The organism is Paenibacillus sonchi, from assembly GCF_016772475.1.
Taxonomy (GTDB): Bacteria; Bacillota; Bacilli; order Paenibacillales; family Paenibacillaceae; genus Paenibacillus_AQ; species Paenibacillus_AQ sonchi.
Genome location: NZ_CP068595.1, coordinates 5,508,507 through 5,531,308 on the forward strand (window position 1 = coordinate 5,508,507; position 22,802 = coordinate 5,531,308).

Genomic DNA, 22,802 nt, shown 5'->3' on the forward strand with positions numbered 1-22,802 from the left:
GTTGATAAAAATCACACCACCACCTGTTTCTTTTGGGTGGTCGTGTGATTTTTTTGAGAGTTTTTCGCTCTCTTGTAATAGAGTAAATTAAATAGGCTATGATAGTGAAAGAGGGATGTCCGGTGAGTCAAACTATATTGATCGTGGACGACGAGCGCGAGGTCGTCGATTTGCTGAAATTGTATATCGAGAACGAAGGCTACAACGTGCTGGAGGCTTTTGACGGACAAGAGGCGATGGAGCTGGTGCGCAAGCATGATATTCACCTCATTGTGCTTGATGTCATGATGCCCGCCTGCGACGGGCTTCAGGTGGTTAAGGAACTGCGCCAGGCTCTGTCCGTCCCCGTGATCTTCCTGTCTGCGCGGGTGCAGGATCATGATAAGATTCTGGGGCTTAATCTGGGAGCTGATGATTATATGACCAAGCCTTTTAACCCGCTGGAAGTGGTCGCGCGCATACAGGCGCAGCTAAGAAGATATCAGTATATGCATGCAGAGAGTGCTGCGGTTTCTGAGGTGGTGGAGATCGGCGGGCTGATCCTGGACAAGGCCGGCTGCCAGCTGCACAAGAACGGTCAATTGGTTCCGCTGACGTCCATTGAGTATAAATTGCTGCTTCATTTTATGGAGAATCCAGGGCGGGTATTTACCAAGCGCCAGCTGTTGGACAGTGTCTGGCAGCAGTGGTTTGGAGACGACAACACCCTCCTTGTGTACATAAGCAAGCTGCGTGACAAAATTGAGGATGAGCCCAGGAAGCCGGTCTATTTAACCACCATCCGGGGATTGGGCTACCGGTTTGAGAAGAGATGCTGAAGGCGGACCGCAAACAAACAGGGATAAGGGAAATGCTGCGCATCCATTATTACTTTCTGGTCGTGGTGATCAGCATCATCGGAATGCTTAGCATTGCTTATGCTGCCAAAGGTTCCGACCGGAGCTATGCTTCAACGGAAATGCTGGTGACGAGAGCGCAGGATTTGGTTGATGCCGAGCGGGATGCTGTGAAGCTGGAGGCGTTGCTTCAGAATATCCTGAAGGTTCACGGGTGGGTGGAAACGCTGGATGAGAACAAGCAGCTTATCCATTACACAGGCATTCCACTGGACCGATCCGCACCGGAGTCGTTATCGCTGGGCGAGGAGCCGGAAAATGCCCCTTATATCAGCTCGGAAGCCTCTTTTTTACAAGAAGGACTGCTCTATACCTATATCGTAAAAATACCTGTAGACCAACTGGAGGTAAGCATCTGGGACCAGCAGAGTGCCATGGACCGTGACAAACAGATTCAACGTTACAATGTTCAGGCTGTGCTTGGGTTCATACTGCTCTCGGCCGTAGTTATTATTGTGTACAGCAGATGGACCGCAAGAAAAATAATCCAGCCGCTCGGCGCCATAGCCGCGGGCATCGATCATCTAAAGACGGGAGACTACACGATCCGCCTCAGCCTTAAGCTGGAGGGCGAATTTCTGCAAATCGGCAATACCTTGAATGATATGGCTGAAAAGCTGGAACAGGCCGGAGCGCATAAGGTGCAGATGGAAAGGGACCGCCAGCGGATGCTGGCGGATATTGCCCATGACTTGAAGACACCTATCTCAACCTTGTACGGCTACGCCAAGGCACTGCATGAAGGGATGGTCAAAGATAATGACAAGCAGCAAAGCTATCTGCTGTCCATCTACACCAAGGCCAAACGGGTAGACGCCCTGCTGGATACGCTGTTTGAGATGACGCAGCTGGATCATCCCGATTATATGCTAGACAGACAGGTACAGGACCTGGGTGAGTGTATGCGCACAGCTATTCTGGAGCATTTCTCCGAAATAGAGGAAAAGGAGATGGAGCTGGAGGTGCGTATTCCCGATACCGAGGTGTGCTACGCTTTTGACCGCAAGCAGATGAGCCGTGTCTTCAGTAATCTGCTGTCCAATGCGGTGCGTTACAACCCGGCCGGTACCCGGCTGCGGGTGATGCTGGAGGCTCAGGCGGACGGGCTATGGCTGGAATTTGCCGACAATGGAAGCGGGATACCGGAGCACTTGCGCAGCGTGATTTTCGACCCTTTCGTCAGAGGCGACCAGGCAAGGTCCAATGAGGGAGGAACGGGTCTTGGACTGGCAATCGCCTACAAAATTGTCAGTCTGCATCAAGGTTCCCTGCAACTGCTGGGCACAGCGGAGGAACGAACAATCTTCCGCATCATTCTACCTGATTTTTAAGATTACATTAAGTTTCGGTTTAGAGTAGGGAAAGTCTATCCTGTTATGCTGTGAGCATACAGCATGATCAGCAGTCCGGATTTTTAATTAAAAAGGAGATGATATTATTTGTTAAAGCGGCTTCTTACAACCGTAACCGTAATATCCTGCTTGACCTTAACCATGCAGGCAGCCGCCGCAGAGGATTCCGGCACAGTGCTCACCGGAGGGGTCGCCGCCCCTGCGCCAAAGCATCCTTTCCCGGAGCATGAACCTTACCAGAGCGGCACTATTAAGCCGAACCATGTATCCCAAGGCCAGCTGGATAATGATGTGCGGAAGAAATACGATGAATGGAAAGCACGGTATCTGGTGCAGCCTCCGAAGGAATCCGACCAGTACTATGTTTATTACAACCTGGAGAAGGAAGCCTCCCCCGCCAATGCCGTTTCCTGCTCGGAGGGGCATGGCTACGGGATGTTGATTACCTCGCTGATGGCAGGTTATGACCCTCTTGCGAAGGATTATTTTGATGGTCTTTACCGGTTCTTCAAAGCACATCCCAGCGTTAATAACCCGGCATTAATGGCCTGGCAGCAGATCAAAACCGCTCAAGGTGAGGTTATCGATACACCCCCTCCGACAGCGACGACGGCAGCCGTTCGGCTACAGACGGTGATATGGATATTGCCTACGCCTTGCTGCTTGCGGACAAGCAATGGGGGAGCAACGGCCAGATTAATTATCTGGGGGAAGCCAAGGCCGTCATTTCCGCCATCATGGAGAAAGATGTGAATCCGCAGAAATGGAGCTTGAAATTCGGTGACTGGGTGGAAAATAACGATCCGGATTATGCCCTTGCCACACGCCCCTCCGACTTTATGCTGGGCCACCTGCGGGCTTTCGGGAAGGCATCGGGGAATATGGACTGGACTAAGGTAGCCGATAATACCTATAAAATTATCCAGACCATTTCCAGCAAATATAGTCCCGTTACCGGACTTCTCCCGGACTTTGTAGTCTTCAAAAACGGCTCTTATGCCCCTTCACCCCCGTTTTTACTGGAGACCGAGAGAGACGGATCCTTCAGTTGGAATGCTGCCCGGGTGCCATGGAGAGTCCCCGTTGATTATCTGCTGGCAGGAGATACGCGGGCGCTGAACCAGACCCGGTTGACGAATGCCTGGATTTCCAAAAAGACCAACAATGATCCCGGAAAAATTGTGGCTGGCTACAAATTGAACGGCAATCCGCTGGATGACAAAGATCCCGCAATCGCGTTCTCCGCACCGTTCGCCGTTAGTGCGATGGTGGACGCCAGCAATCAGGCGTGGCTGAATGCCCTTTGGAACAGCCTTGTCAGTGCTCCAACAGCTTCCAACGCCTACTATGGCAACAGTATCCGCTTGCTTTGCATGATCACCGTCTCCGGGAACTGGTGGGACCCTGCGAATGCCGGCAATTAAGCATTAAGGACTTAGGACAGATTGAATAGGGTATGCTTACTACAGCAGGAATAAGATGACTTAACCAGAGTCATCTTTTTTTATACCGCTCTACATTGATATATTATTGACCATATAAATATTGATTGACATATTATATACATACCAATATACTATTCTATGTAAGCGCTTAATAAAACATGAAAAGGGAGGTTATCTCTGCTGAATGCCTCGAAAGAAATACCTCATTCCATGCAGCTCCTATCCGCGCGGGTCAGAGAGATGCTGCCGGACCGCCTGAAGCTGGCAGAAATGTTCGAACAATGTTTATCGAACACCTGGAATACTACAATTAAACGCAATATGGATGGAACAACTTTTGTAATTACCGGGGATATTCCGGCTATGTGGCTGAGAGATTCTGCTGCTCAAGTCAGGCCTTTTCTGATTTCGGCCGCAGAGGATGAAGAAATAGCAGATATGATTGAGGGGTTGGTGAAGCACCAGTTTGCCTGTATCGAATTAGACCCTTATGCGAACGCTTTTAACCAAGAGGCGAACGGCCAGGGGCATCAGGAAGACCTGACAGACATGAACCCGTGGATTTGGGAGCGGAAATACGAAATTGATTCCTTGTGTTATCCTATCCAGCTCAGTTATCTGCTGTGGAAGAACACCGGCCGCATTAGTCAGTTCGATGATGCTTTTGTAAAAGGGGTCTGGCGGATAATCGGACTATGGATCACCGAACAGAATCATGAATGGGATTCCAAATATACGTTTCAACGAACCGGTTGTCCGCCTACCGATACCTTGGTCCGTAACGGCAAAGGCAGCTTGACCTCCTTTACGGGAATGACCTGGTCCGGATTCCGCCCGAGTGACGATGCCTGCGAATATGGTTATCTGATCCCGGCCAATATGTTCGCTGTCGTTGTTCTACGTTATGTATGCGAAATTGCCGGGGAGGTGCTGAAGAGCCCGGAGCTTGCGGCAGCCGCCGGGCGTCTGCTGGAGCAGATCGAAGCGGGGATCAGGCAATACGGGTTAGTGGACCATCCCGAGTATGGGACTATCTATGCTTATGAGACAGATGGATTGGGCGGTGTGAACCTGATGGATGATGCGAATGTTCCGAGTCTGCTGTCCAGTCCTTATCTGGGCTACACTTCCGCTGACGATCCAATCTATATGAATACCCGCCGGTTTATTTTGAGTAAAAGCAATCCTTACTACTATTCCGGAACTGCCGCAGCAGGTGTTGGCAGTCCCCATACCCCCAGCCGATATATTTGGCCAATTGCTTTGGCGGTCCAGGGTATGACTTCATGTAATGCAGACGAGCAGCAATCTATGCTTGATCTGCTGGAGCATTCAGATGCCGGGACCGGCTATATGCATGAAGCCTTTCATGCAGACCGCCCCGGCGAGTATACCCGCCCCTGGTTTTCTTGGGCCAACATGATGTTCTGTGAGCTGGTGCTTATGTGTTGCGGGATTGAAGTGAAACGAAGTTGATGGAATGGGCAACAAAGACATACCAAATAGTGTGAGGGGGATACAACAATGAAAAAATGGTTGATTACGGCACTTTCGCTGGCCATGCTCTCTGCCCTGGCAGCCGGATGCGGCGGCAATTCGGACAATTCCGGAACACCCGCTGCCGGAACCAGCGGAACAGACACAGACAGCAAGAGCGGCAAGAAGACAGAACTCACCTTCTGGGGTGACTGGGGCGGCGAAGGCCAGAAGCAGTTCGAGACCATGATCGATGCTTTTAACAAATCCCAGGATAAAATTCATGTGAAATACGTGCTGCAGCAGGATATGATCACGAAATTCCTGACGGCTGCCACGAATGGCGGAGCTCCCGATGTACTGTTCTGGGACCGCTGGCGCACCTCGCTCTACGCTCCCAAAAATGTGCTGCATCCTGTAGATGAATATTTAACGCGGGACGGCGTCTCCAAAGATGATTTTTACAGTGAATCGCTGACAGAGCTGTCCTATAACGATAAATTGTACGGTCTCCCGCTTACAGTAGATGCACGGGCATTGTTCTATAATAAGAAGCTGCTTGCCGAAGCGGGACTACAGCCCCCGGCAACTTGGGATGAGCTGGAAGCAGCGGCAGCGAAGCTGACCAAATGGAATGGCAACAAGCTTGAAGTTGCCGGTTTCTCGATGGCCGACCTGGGACTGTTTAATATGTATCTCCAGCAGGCTGGCGGCACCATGCTGACCGAGGACGGAAAGACCAACTTCAATAATGAAAAAGGCAAGCAGGTGCTGGAATTCTGGGACCGCCTGATGAACAAAGACAAGGTGTACAAGGTTGGCTTTGAGTTGGGACTTGGAGAAGGGCAGGACGCCTTCGTTACCGGTAAGGTTGCCATGCTCTATTCAGGTCCATGGATGCTGAGTACCTACAATAAATACGGCAAAGACCTCGATTACGGCATTGTGCCGCCTCCCGCAGGTCCGAACGGCGACAAAGGCAGTGTAATGGGCGGATTCGGCCTTGTTATTCCTGAAGGCTCCAAACATCATGATGAGGCCTGGGAATTCATTAAATGGTGGACAGCCAACAAGGACAACGCTTTGCTCTGGGCCAAAACCAGCCTCAATCTGCCTGGCTTCAAGCCTTCCATGGAGGACCCGTTCTTCCAGAACGATCCGCTCTGGAAACCATTCCTTGAAACTCTGGAATTCGCCAAAGTCCGTCCACAGCATCCGGGTTATTCTGTCATGGAAACAGACGCACTCGCACCTAATCTTCAGCTGAACCAGCAGAACAAGCTGAGTATTGAAGATACCCTGAAGAAAGCGCAGGAGCAGGGGGATGAGATGCTCAAGGCTAACGAAGCTGTAAAGTAGACGGTGCAAGCAGCAGGGGATGGGGCTTATTCCCCTGCTGCAAGAAGTATTGCCGCATGATGAAGGGGGGAAGTTTATGGCTTCCATGAGAAAGGTGGAACGTCACCAGGCGCGGACAGCTTATTTGTTCATTACGCCCACGGTGCTGCTGTTCGCAGTGTTTACAGTGATACCTGTGGTGATGGCCTTATATTTAAGTTTTACCAACTATGATGTGCTAAGCAGAAATGACTGGATCGGCCTCGACAACTACCGGCGGCTGGTCGATGATGATCTACTGTGGAAAACCTTCCGCAATGTCTTTCTGTATTCGGTGATCTTTGTCCCGCTGAATATTCTGATTTCATTGCTCCTGGGGCTGCTGTTAAGCCGGGCGTGGCGAGGCGTTAAGCTGTTCCGCACCTTTTATTACCTGCCTACGCTGACTTCGGCTGTTGCAGCGGCAACGGTATGGATCTGGCTGCTGCATCCGGAATTCGGGCTGGTCAACGGACTGCTCTCCTATGCCGGGATAACCGGACCCGCCTGGCTGTCTGAGACAAGAACGGCCATGCTGTCGATTGTTATGCTGACCCTGTGGCAGTCTGTCGGCTCCAATATGATTATTTATCTGGCCGGTCTGCAGGGAGTGCCGGATTATCTGTACGAATCGGCGCGGCTCGACGGAGCGGGCAAGCTGGACTGCTTCCGGTTCATCACCTGGCCGCAGCTCCGGCCAACCACTTTTCTGGTCAGTACAATGGCCATTATCGGAGCGCTGCAGCTGTTTGACCAGGCCTTTGTCCTGACACAAGGCGGTCCGGCGAATGTCACCAAAACGCCGGTCTATCTGATCTATCAGCAGGGCTTCAATCAGCTGCAAATGGGCTATGCATCGGCGCAGGCTTTTGTGCTGGCAATGGCGATCCTGGTATTCTCACTGATCAACATGCGGATATCCAAAGCTGAAGAGCCGGTCGTATGAGCAGGATAGACCGGAAAAAGGAGGTTTCGAGCTATGGGTGTTACCGGCGGCTCCCCGCTAAAGAGGGGTCTTACTAAAACTGCGTATTATATCGTGTGTATTCTTATCGCTATTGCCATGTTCCTGCCGTTCTACTGGAGTGTGCTGACATCGCTGAAGCCGGATGATGAGATTTTCGCTATGCCCATTAAGTGGTTTCCGGATCATTTGACCTTTGAGCATTACCGCAAAGCTTTTACGACAGTACCTTTTGCGTTATATTTCTGGAATTCGCTTGTCCTCGCGGCAGCTGGAGTACTGGCTAATCTATTCTTCGGCTCACTCAGCGGCTATGCCTTTGCGAAGCTGAAGTTCAGACTGAATAAGCCCATCTTCCGCGTGCTGCTGGCAGCGATGATGATTCCCGGCATCGTAACCATGATCCCGACGGTATATGTCATGCGCCATATTCCGTTTGCGGGGGGAATGACTTCTTTGGCAGCGGCGGGAATGGCCTGATGAACTCATTTTGGGGCATTATTTTGCCGGGTGCATCCGGGACCTTTGCGGTTTTCTTCATGCGCCAATTTTTCCTCACCCTGCCCAGTGACATGATGGAAATGGCCCGGATCGAGGGCTGCAGGGAATTTATGATCTTTTGGCGGATTTATCTGCCTCTGACCAAGCCGGCGCTGGCTACCTTGAGCATTTTTACCTTTCAGGCCGGCTGGAACGGCTTCCTCTGGCCGATGATCGTGCTGAATGACCCGGATAAGGCGACCATCCAAATGGGGCTGCAGGCCTTTTCCTATAATTTCCAGACCGATTACGGGCCGATGATGGCGGGTGCGCTGGTGGCGATTTTACCAATACTGGTGCTGTTTTTGGCTCTGCAGCGTTATTTTGTACAGGGCATTGCGTTCAGCGGTATCAAAGGGTAAGCTGCCGCTGGCGGCAGATCATAAGTTACAGGGAGAGAGAGCCTTATGAAGCAAATGAAGCTAGAAGCTGGATTATGGGGAGAACGGGCAGAAGAGGCGCAGGAAGCACTGGACCATTTTTTCTGGAATGAATCCATTGGATTGTACAACATCGAAACGCCTTGCCCGAACGGGGAGTGCAACACTGTATTTCATTACTGGTGGATGGCCCATGCTGCGGATGTACTGGTGGATGGACTCTTGCGGACAAAAAACGGACATTACGAAGAGCGCCTCGCTTCACTGCATGAAGGTCTGCTGCGCCGCAATGGCGGCGTGTGGCCGAATGAGCTCTATGATGATATGGAGTGGATGGCCTTGGCCTGGCTTCGTGCCTTTCAGGCAACCGGGGAGACGCGCTACAAGGATACGGCCCTGCTGTTATGGCAGGATATCAAGACAGGCTGGAACAACCACATGGGAGGAGGAATCGCCTGGCAGAAATCACAGCTTGATTATAAGAACACTCCGGCTAACGCACCTGCTGTCATTCTGGCCGCCCGGCTGCATCAGACATTCGGTGTCCCGCAGGATCTGGAATGGGCAGAGAATATTTTCGACTGGCAAAAGCAGCATCTCGTCGACCCGGAGACAGGTTTTGTCTGGGATGGTATGAACCGTAAGGGTGACGGCGTCATCGATAAGGATTGGAAGTATACCTACAATCAGGGGGTCTATATCGGTGCTGCCATCGAATTATACCGTATTAAGGGGCAGGCGGCTTACCTTGAAGCTGCCCGGCAGACCTTCGCCGCAGCCGCCCGGGAGCTGGCCGATCCGCAGTCCGGTGTTTTGCCGGATGAGGGCATTGGGGACGGGGGGCTGTTCAAAGGCATTCTGGTCCGCTACGCCGCGGAATTGGCGAAGGCTGAGCCAGATGCAAGTGAGACTGTGTCCTTTCTGCACAGAAATGCAGAACTGCTCTGGGCGAGTGGAAAAGGGGTGGAGGGCGCCCTGTTCGGTACAGACTGGAGCCATCCGCCTGCCGGTTTTGTGCAGCTCAGCTCCCAGCTCAGCGGCATTAAGCTGCTGGAGCGGATGGCTGAGCTGAGTAGTATTGCTGGTAAATAAGGTATACCAGATGAACTTGGAAAATGATTAAAAAAGGCGAAGAGACGGAGGAGAAGTTTGGAACTCTTTTAAAGAGGTGATCTTATGGATACTTCCGAAGAAGCGGCAACGAAGGCAGATTGGCAGGCGCGTGCGGACGGGTTCCAGCGAAGCCTTCAGAAGCATTTTTACAATGAAAAGACCGGAATTATGAATCAGTGGGTTCCCAGAGACTACACCCGGCCGGATGACAATTTCTACTATTGGTGGCATGCTCACGTGCTCGATGTCCTTGTAGACGCTTATGAGCGTACGGAAGACCCTGCAATAGCCCGGCATATCCGGGAATACACCCACAGTCTGCGTATATATAATGGCGGGACCTTTCTCCATAATTATTATGATGATATGGAATGGACCGCGCTTGCGCTGCTGCGGGCGTACCAGGCAACCGGGGAAGAGGAGTATAAAGCCTCTGTATTGGAGCTGTGGGTGGATATTCAAACGGCGTGGAATGACCATATCGGCGGCGGAATGGCTTGGAAGAAGGATCAGCTTGACTACAAGAATACCCCCTCGAATGCGCCTGCCGCCATTCTGGCCGCCCGTTTGTATGGACTGCTGCAGAATCCGGAGGATTTGGAGTGGGCGGTCCGCATCTACGAATGGAATCAGGCCCATCTGGTTGATCCGGCTTCAGGCTTCGTATGGGACGGAATCAACCGGCTGGGAGACGGCAGAATTGATGATGATTGGGAATTCACTTACTGCCAGGGCGTATTCCTGGGTGCAGGCGTCGAATTGTTCCGTATTACGGGGGAGCGGAAATATGAAGCGGATGCTCTCCGCACAGCCCGAGCCTGCATCAACCGGCTGTGTCACCCGGATACTCTGCTGCTGCCTGATGAAGGCATTGATGACACCGGTTTGTTCAAAGGCATTCTGATCCGCTATTTCGTTCAGTTGGAGAAGCAGTTTCCCGGAGCAATACCCATCCGTGAGGTTATTCTGGCAAACGCCGATGCTTTATGGAACCAAGGGCTGGACCACCGATTGGGGTTATGCAGCCCCTCTTGGGAACAGAAGCCTGTACTGCCGGTTCAGCTTAGTGTCCAGCTTAGCGGACTGATGCTGCTTGAAGGTGCAGCCGTTATACAAAACTAAGATTTGCCACATCACGGATTCACACAGACGGTGTCTAGCTCTGGAAATAAATCCAAGGGGATGGTGTGATGAGGAAAAGAGTAAACGGCAGAGCCGGATTCGGCTTAAGATGCTTGCTGGCTTTCCTGCTGGTCTGGCCGCTAATGATGGACACATTCAATGTGCCAGAGGCATCCGCGTTAAACAATGGTCTGGCACAGACTCCGCCAATGGGCTGGAACAGTTGGAACTATTATGCTTGCAATGTGGATGAAAACAAGATTAAGGCAGCGGCTGATCTGCTGGTCAGCACAGGAATGAAGGAGGCCGGCTATCAATATGTCGTGATTGACGACTGCTGGCAGACCGGCCGCGACGCGAACGGAAATATTCTGGCCGATCCGGTCAAGTTCCCCAGCGGCATGAAGGCGCTTGCGGATTATATTCACAGCAAGGGGCTGCTGTTCGGGCTTTATACTGATGCAGGTTATACGACCTGCGCAGGAAGGCCGGGGATGTACAACCACGAGGTTCAGGATGCCCTCACATTTGCGTCATGGGGTGTGGATTACGTGAAGGTGGACTGGTGCGACAACGGAGGAATGGACCCGCAGACGCGATATACGCTGATCCGGGATGCGCTTTTGAATTCGGGGCGCGATATTCTGTTCAGCATCTGCAACTGGGGCATTAACAAACCTTGGGTATGGGGCGCGGAAACGGGAAACATGTGGAGAACTACAGATGATATCTTTGATTTCTGGCAGCGGGTGACCTGGATTATCGATCAGAACTATCCGCTCGCCAACTTCGCCGGACCAGGCAGGTGGAATGATCCCGATATGCTGATGGTAGGCAATTATGGAACAGGCGCTGTGTTTGGTGAGGGAATGACGGATACCGAATACCGCTCCCACTTTTCTATGTGGGCGATTATGGCTGCGCCGCTGATTGCCGGGAACAATCTCTCCAGTATGACCGCATACACCCAGGCTACACTGATGAATTCCGAGGTGATTGCTGTAGATCAGGATCCGCTCGGCAGACAAGGCGTGCTGGTCAGCGATGTCGACGGCAAACAGGTATATTCCAAGCTGCTGCAGACACCGGGAACCAGAGCAGTAGTCCTGTTCAACCGGTCGGACACGGCTGCCTCCATGACCGTAAATTTCACAAGTCTAGGACTCGGCTCATCAGCTGCTGTCCGGGATTTGTGGCAGAAGACGAATCTCGGCACCTCTAACGGCAGCTATTCGGCAACCGTACCTGCACACGGTACAGTGATGCTTAAGCTGACCGGCACGGAAGCAGCGACGAGCCCGGTAGTTTCCGGCAAAACCTACCGCATCATACCCAAATCAACCGGCCTCTCAGCGGCGGTCGAAGCTTCCTCCAAGCAGAATGGAGCCAAGGTGCTGCAATGGGATTACGGCATCTCGCAAAATGATAAATGGACCGTTACAGCAACCAGCGGAGGTTTTTATAAGCTCATAAACATGAACAGCGGCAAAGCCCTGGCAGTTGAGAACGGGGATCTCACAGACAATGCAAAAGTTCTTCAATGGGATTATGGCACCACCGGCAATGACCAGTGGCAGATTCAAGGCCTCGGCCAGGGATATTACAAGATCATTAACAAGCTCTCCGGCAAATCCCTCAACGTAGCGGATAACTCGCTGGTCAGCGGTGGCGGATTCATTCAATGGACCTATGGGGCGGAGGACAATATGACCTTCCAGATGGTAGAAACCGATGTGACCTATGAAGCGGAAGCGGCTGTGCTGCATTCTCTCTCTACGGAGTCTGTTCATCAGGGGTATACAGGGAAAGGCTATATCTCGGGCTGGAACGCAAGCGGGAAATGGGTGGATTTCAGCGTCATTACTGATACGGTCGGCGTCTATAACTTGACTTTCCGTTATTCCGGCGGAGCGGGTACAGCAGGGCGTTACTTGTATGTCAACGGGGCAGGGGTTGTCAATAACGTGGTTTTTAATGGAACGGGAAGCTGGGATTCTTATAACACCGTTACTATACCAAATGTCACCCTGAACAGCGGGAGCAACACGATTTCATTAATCTACGACACCGGCAAAGGAAGTACGAACTATCTGAATCTCGATCATTTGAAAGTATCCCACTGATAAATGGAAGGGGAAATGAATGTGATCATCTGGAAAAAGCTGTGTTCCGCCGCTTTACCCGCTGTGCTGGCTTTATCCCTGCTGGCTCCTGTCGGGAGCCCAAAGGCGGAGGCCTTCACTACTTCGAATGCTGACGATGCCATGGCAGCACTCGTGAATGTGTTCTACGACTCGTCGGCGAAATACTTCTATGTCAACAGCGACCATCAAATTCATTCCGAACATGCGCATGGGCCGGATGGAGGCCTATATACGGATTTCTGGTGGGAAGCCCAGCTGTGGGAAACGGTAATGGATGCTTACGAACGCACGAGCAGTCCGGTATACCGGACAATGATCGATGATATCTATACAGGCTTCAACAACAAATATCCTGATATGATGGTGAACCCCTTCAATGACGATCTGGGCTGGTGGGCACTGGCCTGCATGAGGGCTTACGAACTAACCGGCACTGCTGAGTACCGTAACCGCGGAAGCTTTCTGTTCAACCAAATCTATTCGGAATGGGACGCGGCTTATGGCGGAGGCATTTGGTGGAGAAGGGACGCACATACACCGGGCCAAGCGAATGCCCAGAAAAACATGGCGACGAACGCCCCGATGGTCATGACCGCCGTCAAGCTCCGCAATGCCTATAATGATCCTGCCTATCTGACCAAAGCTGCACAAATCTACAACTGGTCCAAGACAACCCTGGTGAACGGCAGCAAGGTTAACGATCATATTGAAGGCACCGGCAGCGGCGTAGTCAAGGATTGGGACTTCACCTATAATTATGGAACCTTTCTGGGTGCCGCCGTCTCCATGTACCAGGCTACAGGAACTGCTTCCTACCTAACAGATGCTAATACTGCCGCACAGTACGTTGTGAATAAAATGGTATCTGCCCAAAGCCTCATGTATGAAGGGGAAAATGATGCCGCCGGCTTCAAAATGGTCTTCGTCCGCAATCTGAACCGCCTGCGTGTCCAAGGCGGACAATCGCAATATTTAAGTTTTCTTCAGCAAAACGCCACGCAAGCCTGGAATCACCGCCGGGCTTCCGATCAGATCATCGGCAGCGACTGGCTCTACCCGACAGGGACGGGCTACGTGCAAAGCCTGGCTGCTGCTGCGGGCGCTTCTATTCTGCAGCTTGTACCGGCTGACGGCTACACCGGCTATATTGCCGGCAATGGCGCATATGAAGCGGAGAATGCCCGGCGGACCCTGGCCTCAGGCGGTGGCATGATTAATGAGAGCACCAATGCCGGCTTCACCGGAAGAGGTTATGTGGGGGGCTGGAACACGAACGGAACATCGCTTGATTTCTATGTCAACCAGAATACAGCAGGCACCAAAAAAGTAACTTTCCGTTATGCCGCTGCTGCCGGCAATGCTTCGCGTTATGTAAAAGTGAATGGGGTTGTTGTATCGGCCAATCTGGTGTTCACTTCAACTTCAAGCTGGAGTACCTACGGAACCGTATCCGTATCAATACCGCTGAATGCAGGCTCCAATACGATTCAACTGGGGTATGACAGCACTCTGGGGAACTCGAATTATTTGAATGTGGATTTGCTGAGCGGTTTGTAGACAGTTAAGCTGCATCGTCTGAGGGTGACCTGGAGCCTTGCAAACAGGCAGCACGGGTCACCCTATTATACTTTTAATCCAGCGCGCCATTCCATCTTTCATTGCCTATCCTGGCCTGTATTTCATCCAAAGCGGTTTTGGTTTAACCATTCAATAGACAAGTGGAAGGGGGGAGCTTTTACAGCTTCTTCCTTTTCCTGTTGTGCGATCTGTTCTGCGGGTATATCATACAGGTAATAGAACATAAGGAAGGTGAGACTCATGGGGGAGCATCCTTCAACCTCGCATATCGCAATATTGAAACAAAAGTACACCGAACTCTACCCGCAAGCTGAAGCGCTGGTGAATGCCTGGGACCCGGTTGGACTTATCGGAGGAGGCGCACCTCGGGATGAATATGACTGTATCACGGTTCAACTGCTGGAACTGCTCGATCAGGGGAAAAACGCCGCCGAAATCTATCAATTTATCCTTCAGGAGCTTTATGACCATTTTGGAATGGGACTAAATACGGTAAAGGAAGAAAATCTGGGGCCTTACATCAGGAAACACAAAGACTTCAGTTCAGCGATCGTACATTGGTACGAAGAACTTAATCTCACCGTTGATCTGGACTAACCCTTCAAGGTTCAAGCCGGTACATAAGGACCAAAATCCGCTGCATGCGGGGGTTGGTCCTTTTTGCTGTTGATTGCTTTTACAGCTGAACGGACAGCGGAATGACTAAAAATTGCTGTTTTTTGGCACACTTAAAGCACGGCTTGCCGCCCTTGACATCTGGGCAAAACTATAAATTAAGGAATGAGCACCATGTGGCCGACTATTGTATCCTACATCCCCGGATGGGTCATATTTATGCAGGCTGCAATTACATTGCTCTGTCCGCTGGGAATTTATTTTATATATAAAAAACTGTATGCATTCGTCAGCAGTGCTGGACCGAAGATGAAGGCTATTGCTCAACCTAATGCAGAGTCAACAGCGGACAGCCTGGTCAGCGGGCAGTACGAAGCGGATTTGTCGAATCTTCAGCAGGCAATCGGCGGGAACAGTGATGTGAATTTTCGTGAGTTTGTGGTACAGGGGTATGAGCTTCGGGCTGTACTTGTTTTTGTTAATGGGATGCAGGATGAAGAATTGATCAATAAGCATGTCATGCAGCAGCTTATGTTCAGAAACAGTTGGATGAAGGAAGAGCAGGAAGATTCACAGAAAACTTTAACCCTGTCCGCCCTAAAAGCAAACCTGCTGCCGCTGACAGAGCTTGAGGAAGTTAAAGAGCTGGACAAGCTCCAGGAGCGGATTCTTTTCGGCTATACGGCACTGCTGATTGAAGGGATACCAGCAGGACTTCTGGTCGGACAGCCGAACGGGTCAATCCGTGCTATTACAGAACCGACTTCGGAAGCGCTGCTTCGCGGACCAAGAATCGCCTTTTCGGAAGTGTTAAGTGAGAACACTTCTATGCTGCGCAGACAAGGTTTGAATAAGAACCTGGAGATGAAGCTATACGAGGTGGGCAGTCTTGTGAAACGCAAGCTGGTGATTGCGTACATGAAGGATATTGTCAATCCCGATTTGCTGGAGGAAGTCCATAAGAGAGTATCAAGGATCGATATGGATTTTATTGCTGAATCGGGTTATGTGGAGCAACTGATAGAGGATAACGTGCTAAGCCCTTTTCAGCAAATCCAAAATACCGAGCGGCCTGACCGGGTAATCAACGCCTTGCTTGAAGGGCGGGTTGCTCTTCTTCTGGACGGGACACCCTTTGCATTGATTGTGCCCGTAACCTTCAGCATGCTGCTTCAATCACCGGAGGATTACTTTGAACGGTGGCTGCCTGGAACTTTGCTGCGGATGCTGAGGTTTTTCGCTGCATTCATGGCGCTGATGGCACCGGCTTTGTATATTTCCTTCATCTCGTTTCATCCCGGATTGATTCCGACTGAGCTGGTGATCAGCATCATCGAGACCCGCCAGGGGGTGCCTTTTCCATCTGTTATTGAAGTTCTGATTCTGGAGGTATCCATTGAAATCCTGCGTGAAGCGGGAATCCGGCTGCCCAAACCGATCGGACCTGCGATGGGCATCGTAGGCGGTCTGATTATAGGCGATGCCGCAGTAAATGCGGGAATCGTCAGCCCTTTTCTAGTCATCGTGGTGGCCGTCACTGCGATTTCATCCTTTTCGATCCCCATGTACAGTGCAGGCATCACGCTCCGTATTTTAAGGTTTGTTGGCATGATGTTCGCAGCCGTACTTGGCATGCTTGGCACGATTCTGTTTATGCTGCTGATCTTTATCCATTTGACCAAGCTGAAGAGCTTTGGAGTGCCCTATGTCACTCCCTTCTCCCCTCTGCGCTTGAGCGATTGGAAGGATCTCTATATTCGTGCACCGCTGCCCTTAATGAAGCGCAGACCTGAAATGATGAAGACACAGAAGAAAAAACGCCGCACCTAGCCGGAAACCTGCAGAAGGAGGAAGTTATGTGTTTGTACGCTCTGACCAAAAAATCACATCCACACAGGCTGCTATATTCTTGACAAACACTGTTCTCGGAGCCGGAATATTGACGCTGCCCAGATCGGTTACCGAGTCCGCCAAAACTCCGGATGCCTGGTTGTCGGTCCTGCTGGGAGGCGGGATTATCATGCTGGTTATCGTGCTGATGGTTAAGCTCAGCCAGCAGTTCCCGGGGAAAACGGTCTATCAATACTCCAGACAAATTGCAGGCAGCATTCCAGGGAGCTTCCTTTCCATGCTGCTGATCGTTTACTTCATTGTAATCGCAGGGTTTGAGATTCGTGTGTTTGCCGAGATCACCATGTTTTTTTTACTTGAAGGCACACCGATCTGGGCCATTGTCATCCCGTTTATCTGGGTGGGGGCGTACCTGGTCTTCGGCGGGATTAATTCCATTGCCAGAGTGTATCAGATTATTTTTCCGGTCAGCATATTCGTTTTTCTGCTGTGCTATTTCTTTAGCGGGAGACTGTTTGATATCAATCATTTGCGGCCGTTTCTGGGTGATGGAATAATGCCGGTCATCAGGGGACTAAAATCAACAATCCTGGTGTACACCGGTTGTGAGGTTGTCATGACATTAACAGCATTTATGCAGCACCCTCAGCAAGCTGTCAAAGCCATGCTAGCCGGAATTGGGATTCCGATGGTGCTGTACTTGATTACTGTGGTCATGTCCATTGGCGGACTGTCGATAGATTCAGTGATTACAAGCACATGGCCTACGATTGACCTGATCCGCAGCTTTGAAATTTCAGGCTTCTTTTTTGAACGTCTGGAATTCCCGCTGCTCGTCATTTGGATGATGCAGATGTTTTGCAACTTCTGCAGCTTCTTCTTCAACGCATCACTGGGAATCTCCCAGTTGTTTAAACTAAAGATGGCTCCGATTATTTTCGGACTGATGCCGCTCATTTTCCTGGCAACTATGGTTCCTGTACGCATCAACGATGTATTTGCTCTTGGCGACGCGATCGGATTCATAGGTATAGGCTTATTTATCCTGCTGCCGGTTCTGCTGTCCCTGATTCTGATCGTTCGGAGAAAGGGGCTGAAGCAGAATGTATAAACGCAGATTATGTCTTACCTTCTTGGCCGCTGCACTGCTGCTGGCAGAGACCGGCTGCTGGAGCAGCAATGAGATTGAAGATCTGAGCATGTACACTGCGCTAACTATAGATACCGGGCAGCCAAGCCAGACGGAGCAGACCTTCGAGAAAGAGGGAGGAAGCTATTTAAAAGACAATAAAATTACAGTAACGATTGAGGTTGTCCCGAAACAGTCCTATGGGAAATCCAACAAAACATCGGATACCGGCGCCAAAGCGCCTAACTATGTCAATATTTCGGAAACAGGCGATTCAGTGCTGGAAATTTTGCGCCAGTTCGCCATTCGTCTCGATCACCCGGTGATTGGACATCATCTGAAGGTTATTGTGATTTCCAGGCAGCTGCTGCAGGAGCAGCGAATACAGGATTTAATGGATTTTGTGCTGCGGGATAATGACATTCGCCCCAGCAGCTTAATTTTAATGAGTGAAGGGCGGGCTGCGGATACACTCAAAACGAAATATGGCGATGAGATACCGGCTTTTCACCTTAGAGGCATGACGCGGAACCGTTTTAGAAACAACAGAATTATGAAGGGCATCGTCACATCTGAACTTGATGCGCTGATGTATGCCAAAAAAAGCTTTGTATTGCAGAATATCGTTGAAGCGAACCAGGAATTGGAGTTCTCAGGCGGAGGGGTGATTAAGGGGGACACCGGCAGGTGGATTGGAAATCTGGATCAGCAGGATATTGAGAGCATCGCATGGATAAAGGGGGAAGTAAAAGGCGGAACGCTCAAGACCTACAACCCGGATCATCAAACCGTGACCTATGAGATTAAGTCGGCGAAGAGCAAAATATCGGCTGAAGTGAACAAGGATCACGAGCCGGAGTTTCACGTGAGTATTGAATCCGAAGGGCGGTTAATTGAAAAGTGGAACAACCCGGGGCTCCCTTCTAAAAAAGAATATCTTGAAAAAATGCAGGGGGTATTCAAAGAGAGGCTCACCGAGATGATTCAATCGCTCATGCATAAAATGCAGTCGGAATACAAAGTAGAGGTAGCCGGATTCGGGGAACGGCTAAACGTGGAAGAGCCGCAGGAATGGAAGAAGCTGAAGGATCATTGGGATGAAACCTTCAGCCGCACTCCAGTCACCTTTGATATCAAGCTAACAATTACAGATTATGGCTCATTCACGGAATAATGCAGCTCAGAAAGCTTACTGGACCAATCCGCTCTGCATCGTTAAGTGTGCCAATTCCTCCAGGAGCTGTTCTTCGAGGCGGATCATTTCATGCATTTTTTTGTGAATCTTCCGCCGCTGAGATAGCTTATTGCCTGAACACATCACTTTGATCATGAATTGATTAATAAGATTCCACTGCTCTCCTGAAAGCTGATAGCCCTCAGCAGCTTGGGAGAGTGCGCTCAGGTCGGCCTCACGGTTAAGCAGACGCAGGAACAGGCTGAACCGGATCCGGTGGATGGGCAGGGTGTTGGCAGCCAGCATGAAGCTGGAGCTGTATTCAGCAGGACAATCGGCGGTGATCCCCGTATTCAGATAGGCGTCGGCATAGGCTCTGAGGTGAGCGGCAACCTGGCCCGGCTGAACCTGATTGAAAGGGCTGCTCAGCATTCCTTGAAGCGTAGTCTGCCAATCTGTGTATGAACGCGAAGAATCGCAAAGCTCAAATAATGCATAGAAATGGCAGGCTTGCTGGAAGACATCGAAATCCACAGGTTCAAGCGGTTTGCCATAGTAGGCATCCGTTAAATAAATGAGGTGGCTTGAACGGTCCAGCCCAACGGCGAGACAGGCATGGCTGGTATGCAGCTTGCGGAAGGCCACACACCAGGGGCAGTCATAAGAATCAAATCCGACCAGGACCGGCATTCCCGAAGACAACCGGCTCTCCAGCATGTCGAGCATGAAGGTCTTATCCATTTCCGGCTCCTTCCGTTCAATATAACTGAACACAAGGCCATGGTACGCTGACAGAGCTTCTGTACTGATCCGCGGCAGGGCTAACCGCTCAATCAACGGCTGATCCGGGAACTGCTGTTCTTCAAAGGACACCTGCCAGGCGTTCCCGTACATGCACTTGCTGTCCTTTCCCAGCCATTCAGCCACAGAATGAATGCAGTCATCGATACAGCTGCGGAGCGTGGGGTAGGGGGTGCTCTTAACGGGAACAATGTTCAGCACTGCTCATCATCTCCTTCGCCGACAAAAAATGACTAAGAAACCGGTTTCGATAACAGGCAGGAGTCATACCGCTGTACTCGCGGAACAGCCGGTAGAAATATTTCATATCGTAAATTCCGACCTCCAGCGCAATAGCCTGTATCCCAAGCTTCGTGAACATCAGCAGCATGCAGCTGTATTTCATGCGGATTTCCTGGAGCATCTGGATGTAGGATCTGCCGGTTTTTATTTTGAATAATCGCTGAAACTGGCGGGAGCTCATCGCAATCTGCCGGCTGATCTCCTTCAGTGTGATTTTTTCGCTGAAATTGCTGATCATATACAGAATGACATCATGCAGCGGATCTTCGTTAATCTGCGGCTGCTGAGTGAAGGGAACGGATGCAGCGGGCAGAATGAGCTTCGCCAGCTCGAACAGCAGCGGGTATAGCTGCTGTTGATCCTCAGCGGAACCATTGTTATGTATCCCCTGCATACGGCGGAGTAAAATGGACAGCTCCACGTTGTTCTCCCTGTATCCGAACCATTGCTTCAACTCCAGAAGCTTCAGCAATGGAACCATGTCCTCTTCAGAGAACTGTCCTGACAGTTCGCCGGGAATCCTGCAAAGCTCCGGCCTGAGCATACAATTGAGGATGATAAGCGGCTCGGAACCGGTCAGATCCTGCGGCTGAAAGACATGGGAAACCCCGGGCGGTATAACCAGCAAATCCCCCTGCACAACCTGCATTTTATCCTCAGCTGCCAGATGGATTCCTTCCCCCTGAACCACATAAGCGAGCTCCAAAAAATCGTGCTGATGACGTACAGAAGTGACCGTTTCGTGAGTCAGGAGCATTTGAACCGGTGAACAGGAGTCAAATAGATATTCCCCCGTAAATACCGGAAAAACTTCCATAGACAAACCTCCGTTTCCAATTTCCTTAAGATATACACCTGGAATCCATCCTAGTATAGCTGAATATTTTGGCGTATTCAACCATATATTAACATCCGGGTTTTTGGTATATTCATTTCATTCATTCCTAATATGCTCACTGAAAGGGGTATAGACATGCAGCAGAAAGTCATTGAGATTATCGCTGAAATCAAGGAGGATCCGGGCCTGCTTCAGACGCTGAACGGGGCTTCCGATCTGACTCTGGATGCCGCACTTGATTCGCTGCAAATCATCAACTTTATTCTGAGAATCGAAGACGAATTCGATATCGAAGTAGATTTCGATACCTTTGATCTTGAACATTTGAAATCGGTAGACCGTTTCTCCGCTTATGTTGCCGGGCTTGCCGTACGATGAAGAACGCTGTGCACTGCGGCAGCTTGGAGTCGGAACGGTACTGGCGGGAGGAAGATTTAGCCACTTTGCCATCCATTCCTGATGCGAGGGCTCTGGCTATCGTTCAGGCGATGGATGAAATGCTGTTTGTCTTTTGCAGGAGCGGGGATATTCTATTAACCCGTCATGGCATGGACCCGGCACAATATGACTATCTGCAATCTCTCAATTATTCATTCAAGACGAATATGAATCCATTAACATTGGGAGTCCGGGAATCCGGCACAACACAGAACGCACTGAATGTATTTGAATTGCTGGGCAGGCTGGACCCCGGGCAGGAAACGGAAAGGTTAATACCGGAAGGTTCAGTGCTTGAACCTTTTGCCGTGCTTCCCGGAACGCAGGAGGCGGTTAGACGCTATAAGCTTCTGCCCGGACTCCCGGATGAACAGACCGTGAGCAAAGTGAACACCAAAACCTACTCTGCTGCCATGCGGGACAGGCTGTCGTTGCCGAATATCGCCCAGATTGTCCACAGCGTAGAGGAGCTGCTGCAATCAGGACAGGAGCTGCTGGAGAAGGGGCCTTTTCTGATCAAGGATGAGTACGGTGTATCCGGCAAAGGAAATCAGCTCGTGGACTCTGACCGCATGCTGAGCAGAATTGCCGGGTACCTGGAATCCAGCCGGAACAAGGATAAAAGAATCCGCTTTGTGCTTGAACCCCTGTTGAACCGGGAGACAGACTTCTCCAGTCAATTTCACATCGATTCTGAAGGCCAAATCTCGATCTTGTCCGTTCAGCAGCTGGTCAACCACGGCTTTGCCTTCGGAGAATCACATTCGCCCGGGCCGCCTCTGCTCGTAAGGCTGGAACGGGAAGGATATTGGGAAATCATGCACAATATTGGACGGGAGCTGTATGCAGACGGTTATTATGGCGATGTATGCGTGGACTCCATGCTGCTGCGCGACGGAAGCCTCGCACCTCTGGTGGAGATCAATGCCCGCAAGTCGATGAGTCTGATTAAGCATAATGTGGACCGCCATCTCAAGCAGGAGGGGATGCACACCTGTCTAATACAGGTACCGTTAGCAACTATGGGTGAGGTCCGTTATGAAGAGCTGCTGCAGCGGCTGGAGCAGGCCGGCATATTATTTTCGCCGGAAGAGGGAGAAGGGGTGATTCCTCTGTCATCAGGTACACTCCAGCCTCCGGACCCGTCCCGTTCCGCAGGTTCCACCGGTTCCGCCAAGGGTAAGCTGTATGCCGCGTTGGCCTACCGGAATGAAGACCGCAAAGACGGACTCACCCGCAAACTGGACGAATCGCTTCTGCGCACTGGCTATACTATACTGCGTTAAT

The 22,802-nt window shown here is 50.9% G+C and carries 19 protein-coding genes and 1 pseudogene; 18 read left to right on the forward strand and 2 right to left on the reverse strand.

Going from position 1 to position 22,802, the window contains the following annotated elements; translation table 11 throughout:
* Nucleotides 1-122 precede the first annotated feature (122 nt).
* The 16 genes and pseudogenes from JI735_RS24575 to JI735_RS24650 all read left to right on the forward strand — a co-directional run bounded on the left by JI735_RS24575 (nucleotide 123) and on the right by JI735_RS24650 (nucleotide 19,156).
* Nucleotides 123-818 carry a response regulator transcription factor gene (locus JI735_RS24575; protein WP_039837271.1) on the forward strand — a complete coding sequence of 232 codons (696 nt, stop codon included), beginning with the start codon at nucleotides 123-125 and terminating at the stop codon, nucleotides 816-818.
* A gap of 32 nt (nucleotides 819-850) precedes the next feature.
* Nucleotides 851-2,227, forward strand: a complete 1,377-nt coding sequence (locus JI735_RS24580; RefSeq protein WP_167330834.1) for a HAMP domain-containing sensor histidine kinase — start codon at nucleotides 851-853, stop codon at nucleotides 2,225-2,227.
* 108 nt (nucleotides 2,228-2,335) lie between these two features.
* On the forward strand, nucleotides 2,336-3,001 hold the full coding sequence (locus JI735_RS37045; protein WP_267918975.1) for a glycosyl hydrolase family 8: 666 nt from the start codon (nucleotides 2,336-2,338) through the stop codon (nucleotides 2,999-3,001).
* A complete protein-coding gene (locus JI735_RS24585) occupies nucleotides 2,887-3,672 on the forward strand; it encodes a glycosyl hydrolase family 8 (RefSeq protein ID WP_267918976.1) in 786 nt (261 codons plus the stop codon). Before JI735_RS37045 ends, JI735_RS24585 begins: the two co-directional genes overlap by 115 nt.
* Nucleotides 3,673-3,903: 231 nt before the next feature.
* Nucleotides 3,904-5,169 (forward strand): glycoside hydrolase family 125 protein, encoded by a 1,266-nt coding sequence (locus tag JI735_RS24590; protein WP_039837268.1) that lies wholly within the window; start codon nucleotides 3,904-3,906, stop codon nucleotides 5,167-5,169.
* A 48-nt stretch (nucleotides 5,170-5,217) separates the two neighbouring features.
* The gene (locus JI735_RS24595) at nucleotides 5,218-6,528 is read left to right on the forward strand and encodes an ABC transporter substrate-binding protein (protein ID WP_039837267.1); all 1,311 of its coding nucleotides are present in this window, start codon (nucleotides 5,218-5,220) and stop codon (nucleotides 6,526-6,528) included.
* Nucleotides 6,529-6,604: 76 nt separating this feature from the next.
* Nucleotides 6,605-7,492, forward strand: coding sequence for a carbohydrate ABC transporter permease (locus JI735_RS24600; RefSeq protein ID WP_039837269.1), 888 nt, complete (start codon nucleotides 6,605-6,607; stop codon nucleotides 7,490-7,492).
* Between the two features lie 33 nt (nucleotides 7,493-7,525).
* Nucleotides 7,526-8,412: pseudogene (locus tag JI735_RS24605) on the forward strand (carbohydrate ABC transporter permease).
* 45 nt (nucleotides 8,413-8,457) lie between these two features.
* On the forward strand, nucleotides 8,458-9,522 hold the full coding sequence (locus JI735_RS24610; RefSeq protein WP_233476044.1) for a glycoside hydrolase family 76 protein: 1,065 nt from the start codon (nucleotides 8,458-8,460) through the stop codon (nucleotides 9,520-9,522).
* A gap of 84 nt (nucleotides 9,523-9,606) precedes the next feature.
* Nucleotides 9,607-10,665 (forward strand): glycoside hydrolase family 76 protein, encoded by a 1,059-nt coding sequence (locus JI735_RS24615; protein WP_039837258.1) that lies wholly within the window; start codon nucleotides 9,607-9,609, stop codon nucleotides 10,663-10,665.
* A gap of 68 nt (nucleotides 10,666-10,733) precedes the next feature.
* The gene (locus tag JI735_RS24620) at nucleotides 10,734-12,788 is read left to right on the forward strand and encodes an RICIN domain-containing protein (RefSeq protein ID WP_063822106.1); all 2,055 of its coding nucleotides are present in this window, start codon (nucleotides 10,734-10,736) and stop codon (nucleotides 12,786-12,788) included.
* Between the two features lie 21 nt (nucleotides 12,789-12,809).
* A complete protein-coding gene (locus JI735_RS24625; RefSeq protein WP_167330833.1) occupies nucleotides 12,810-14,366 on the forward strand; it encodes a glycoside hydrolase family 76 protein in 1,557 nt (518 codons plus the stop codon).
* A 261-nt stretch (nucleotides 14,367-14,627) separates the two neighbouring features.
* Nucleotides 14,628-14,984, forward strand: a complete 357-nt coding sequence (locus tag JI735_RS24635; RefSeq protein WP_039837257.1) for a hypothetical protein — start codon at nucleotides 14,628-14,630, stop codon at nucleotides 14,982-14,984.
* Nucleotides 14,985-15,176: 192 nt separating this feature from the next.
* Nucleotides 15,177-16,832 carry a spore germination protein gene (locus tag JI735_RS24640; protein WP_039837255.1) on the forward strand — a complete coding sequence of 552 codons (1,656 nt, stop codon included), beginning with the start codon at nucleotides 15,177-15,179 and terminating at the stop codon, nucleotides 16,830-16,832.
* A gap of 28 nt (nucleotides 16,833-16,860) precedes the next feature.
* A complete protein-coding gene (locus JI735_RS24645; protein WP_039837253.1) occupies nucleotides 16,861-17,964 on the forward strand; it encodes a GerAB/ArcD/ProY family transporter in 1,104 nt (367 codons plus the stop codon).
* The gene (locus tag JI735_RS24650) at nucleotides 17,957-19,156 is read left to right on the forward strand and encodes a Ger(x)C family spore germination protein (RefSeq protein WP_039837251.1); all 1,200 of its coding nucleotides are present in this window, start codon (nucleotides 17,957-17,959) and stop codon (nucleotides 19,154-19,156) included. The genes JI735_RS24645 and JI735_RS24650 overlap by 8 nt, the downstream gene beginning before the upstream one ends.
* A 15-nt stretch (nucleotides 19,157-19,171) precedes the next feature.
* Here the strand turns inward: JI735_RS24650 and JI735_RS24655 are convergent, their stop codons facing one another.
* Both JI735_RS24655 and JI735_RS24660 read right to left on the reverse strand, forming a co-directional pair.
* Entirely contained in the window at nucleotides 19,172-20,158 is a 987-nt protein-coding gene (locus tag JI735_RS24655; RefSeq protein ID WP_039837249.1) for a hypothetical protein, read from the reverse strand.
* Complete coding sequence (locus JI735_RS24660) at nucleotides 20,136-21,056, reverse strand: AraC family transcriptional regulator (protein WP_039837247.1); 921 nt, start codon at nucleotides 21,054-21,056, stop codon at nucleotides 20,136-20,138. The genes JI735_RS24655 and JI735_RS24660 overlap by 23 nt, the downstream gene beginning before the upstream one ends.
* 156 nt (nucleotides 21,057-21,212) lie before the next feature.
* On the opposite strand from JI735_RS24660, the gene JI735_RS24665 reads away from it, so the two are divergent.
* The gene (locus tag JI735_RS24665; protein WP_025703285.1) at nucleotides 21,213-21,455 is read left to right on the forward strand and encodes an acyl carrier protein; all 243 of its coding nucleotides are present in this window, start codon (nucleotides 21,213-21,215) and stop codon (nucleotides 21,453-21,455) included.
* Complete coding sequence (locus tag JI735_RS24670; RefSeq protein ID WP_039837244.1) at nucleotides 21,452-22,801, forward strand: ATP-grasp domain-containing protein; 1,350 nt, start codon at nucleotides 21,452-21,454, stop codon at nucleotides 22,799-22,801. The genes JI735_RS24665 and JI735_RS24670 overlap by 4 nt, the downstream gene beginning before the upstream one ends.
* The last annotated feature ends 1 nt before the right edge of the window (nucleotide 22,802 follow it).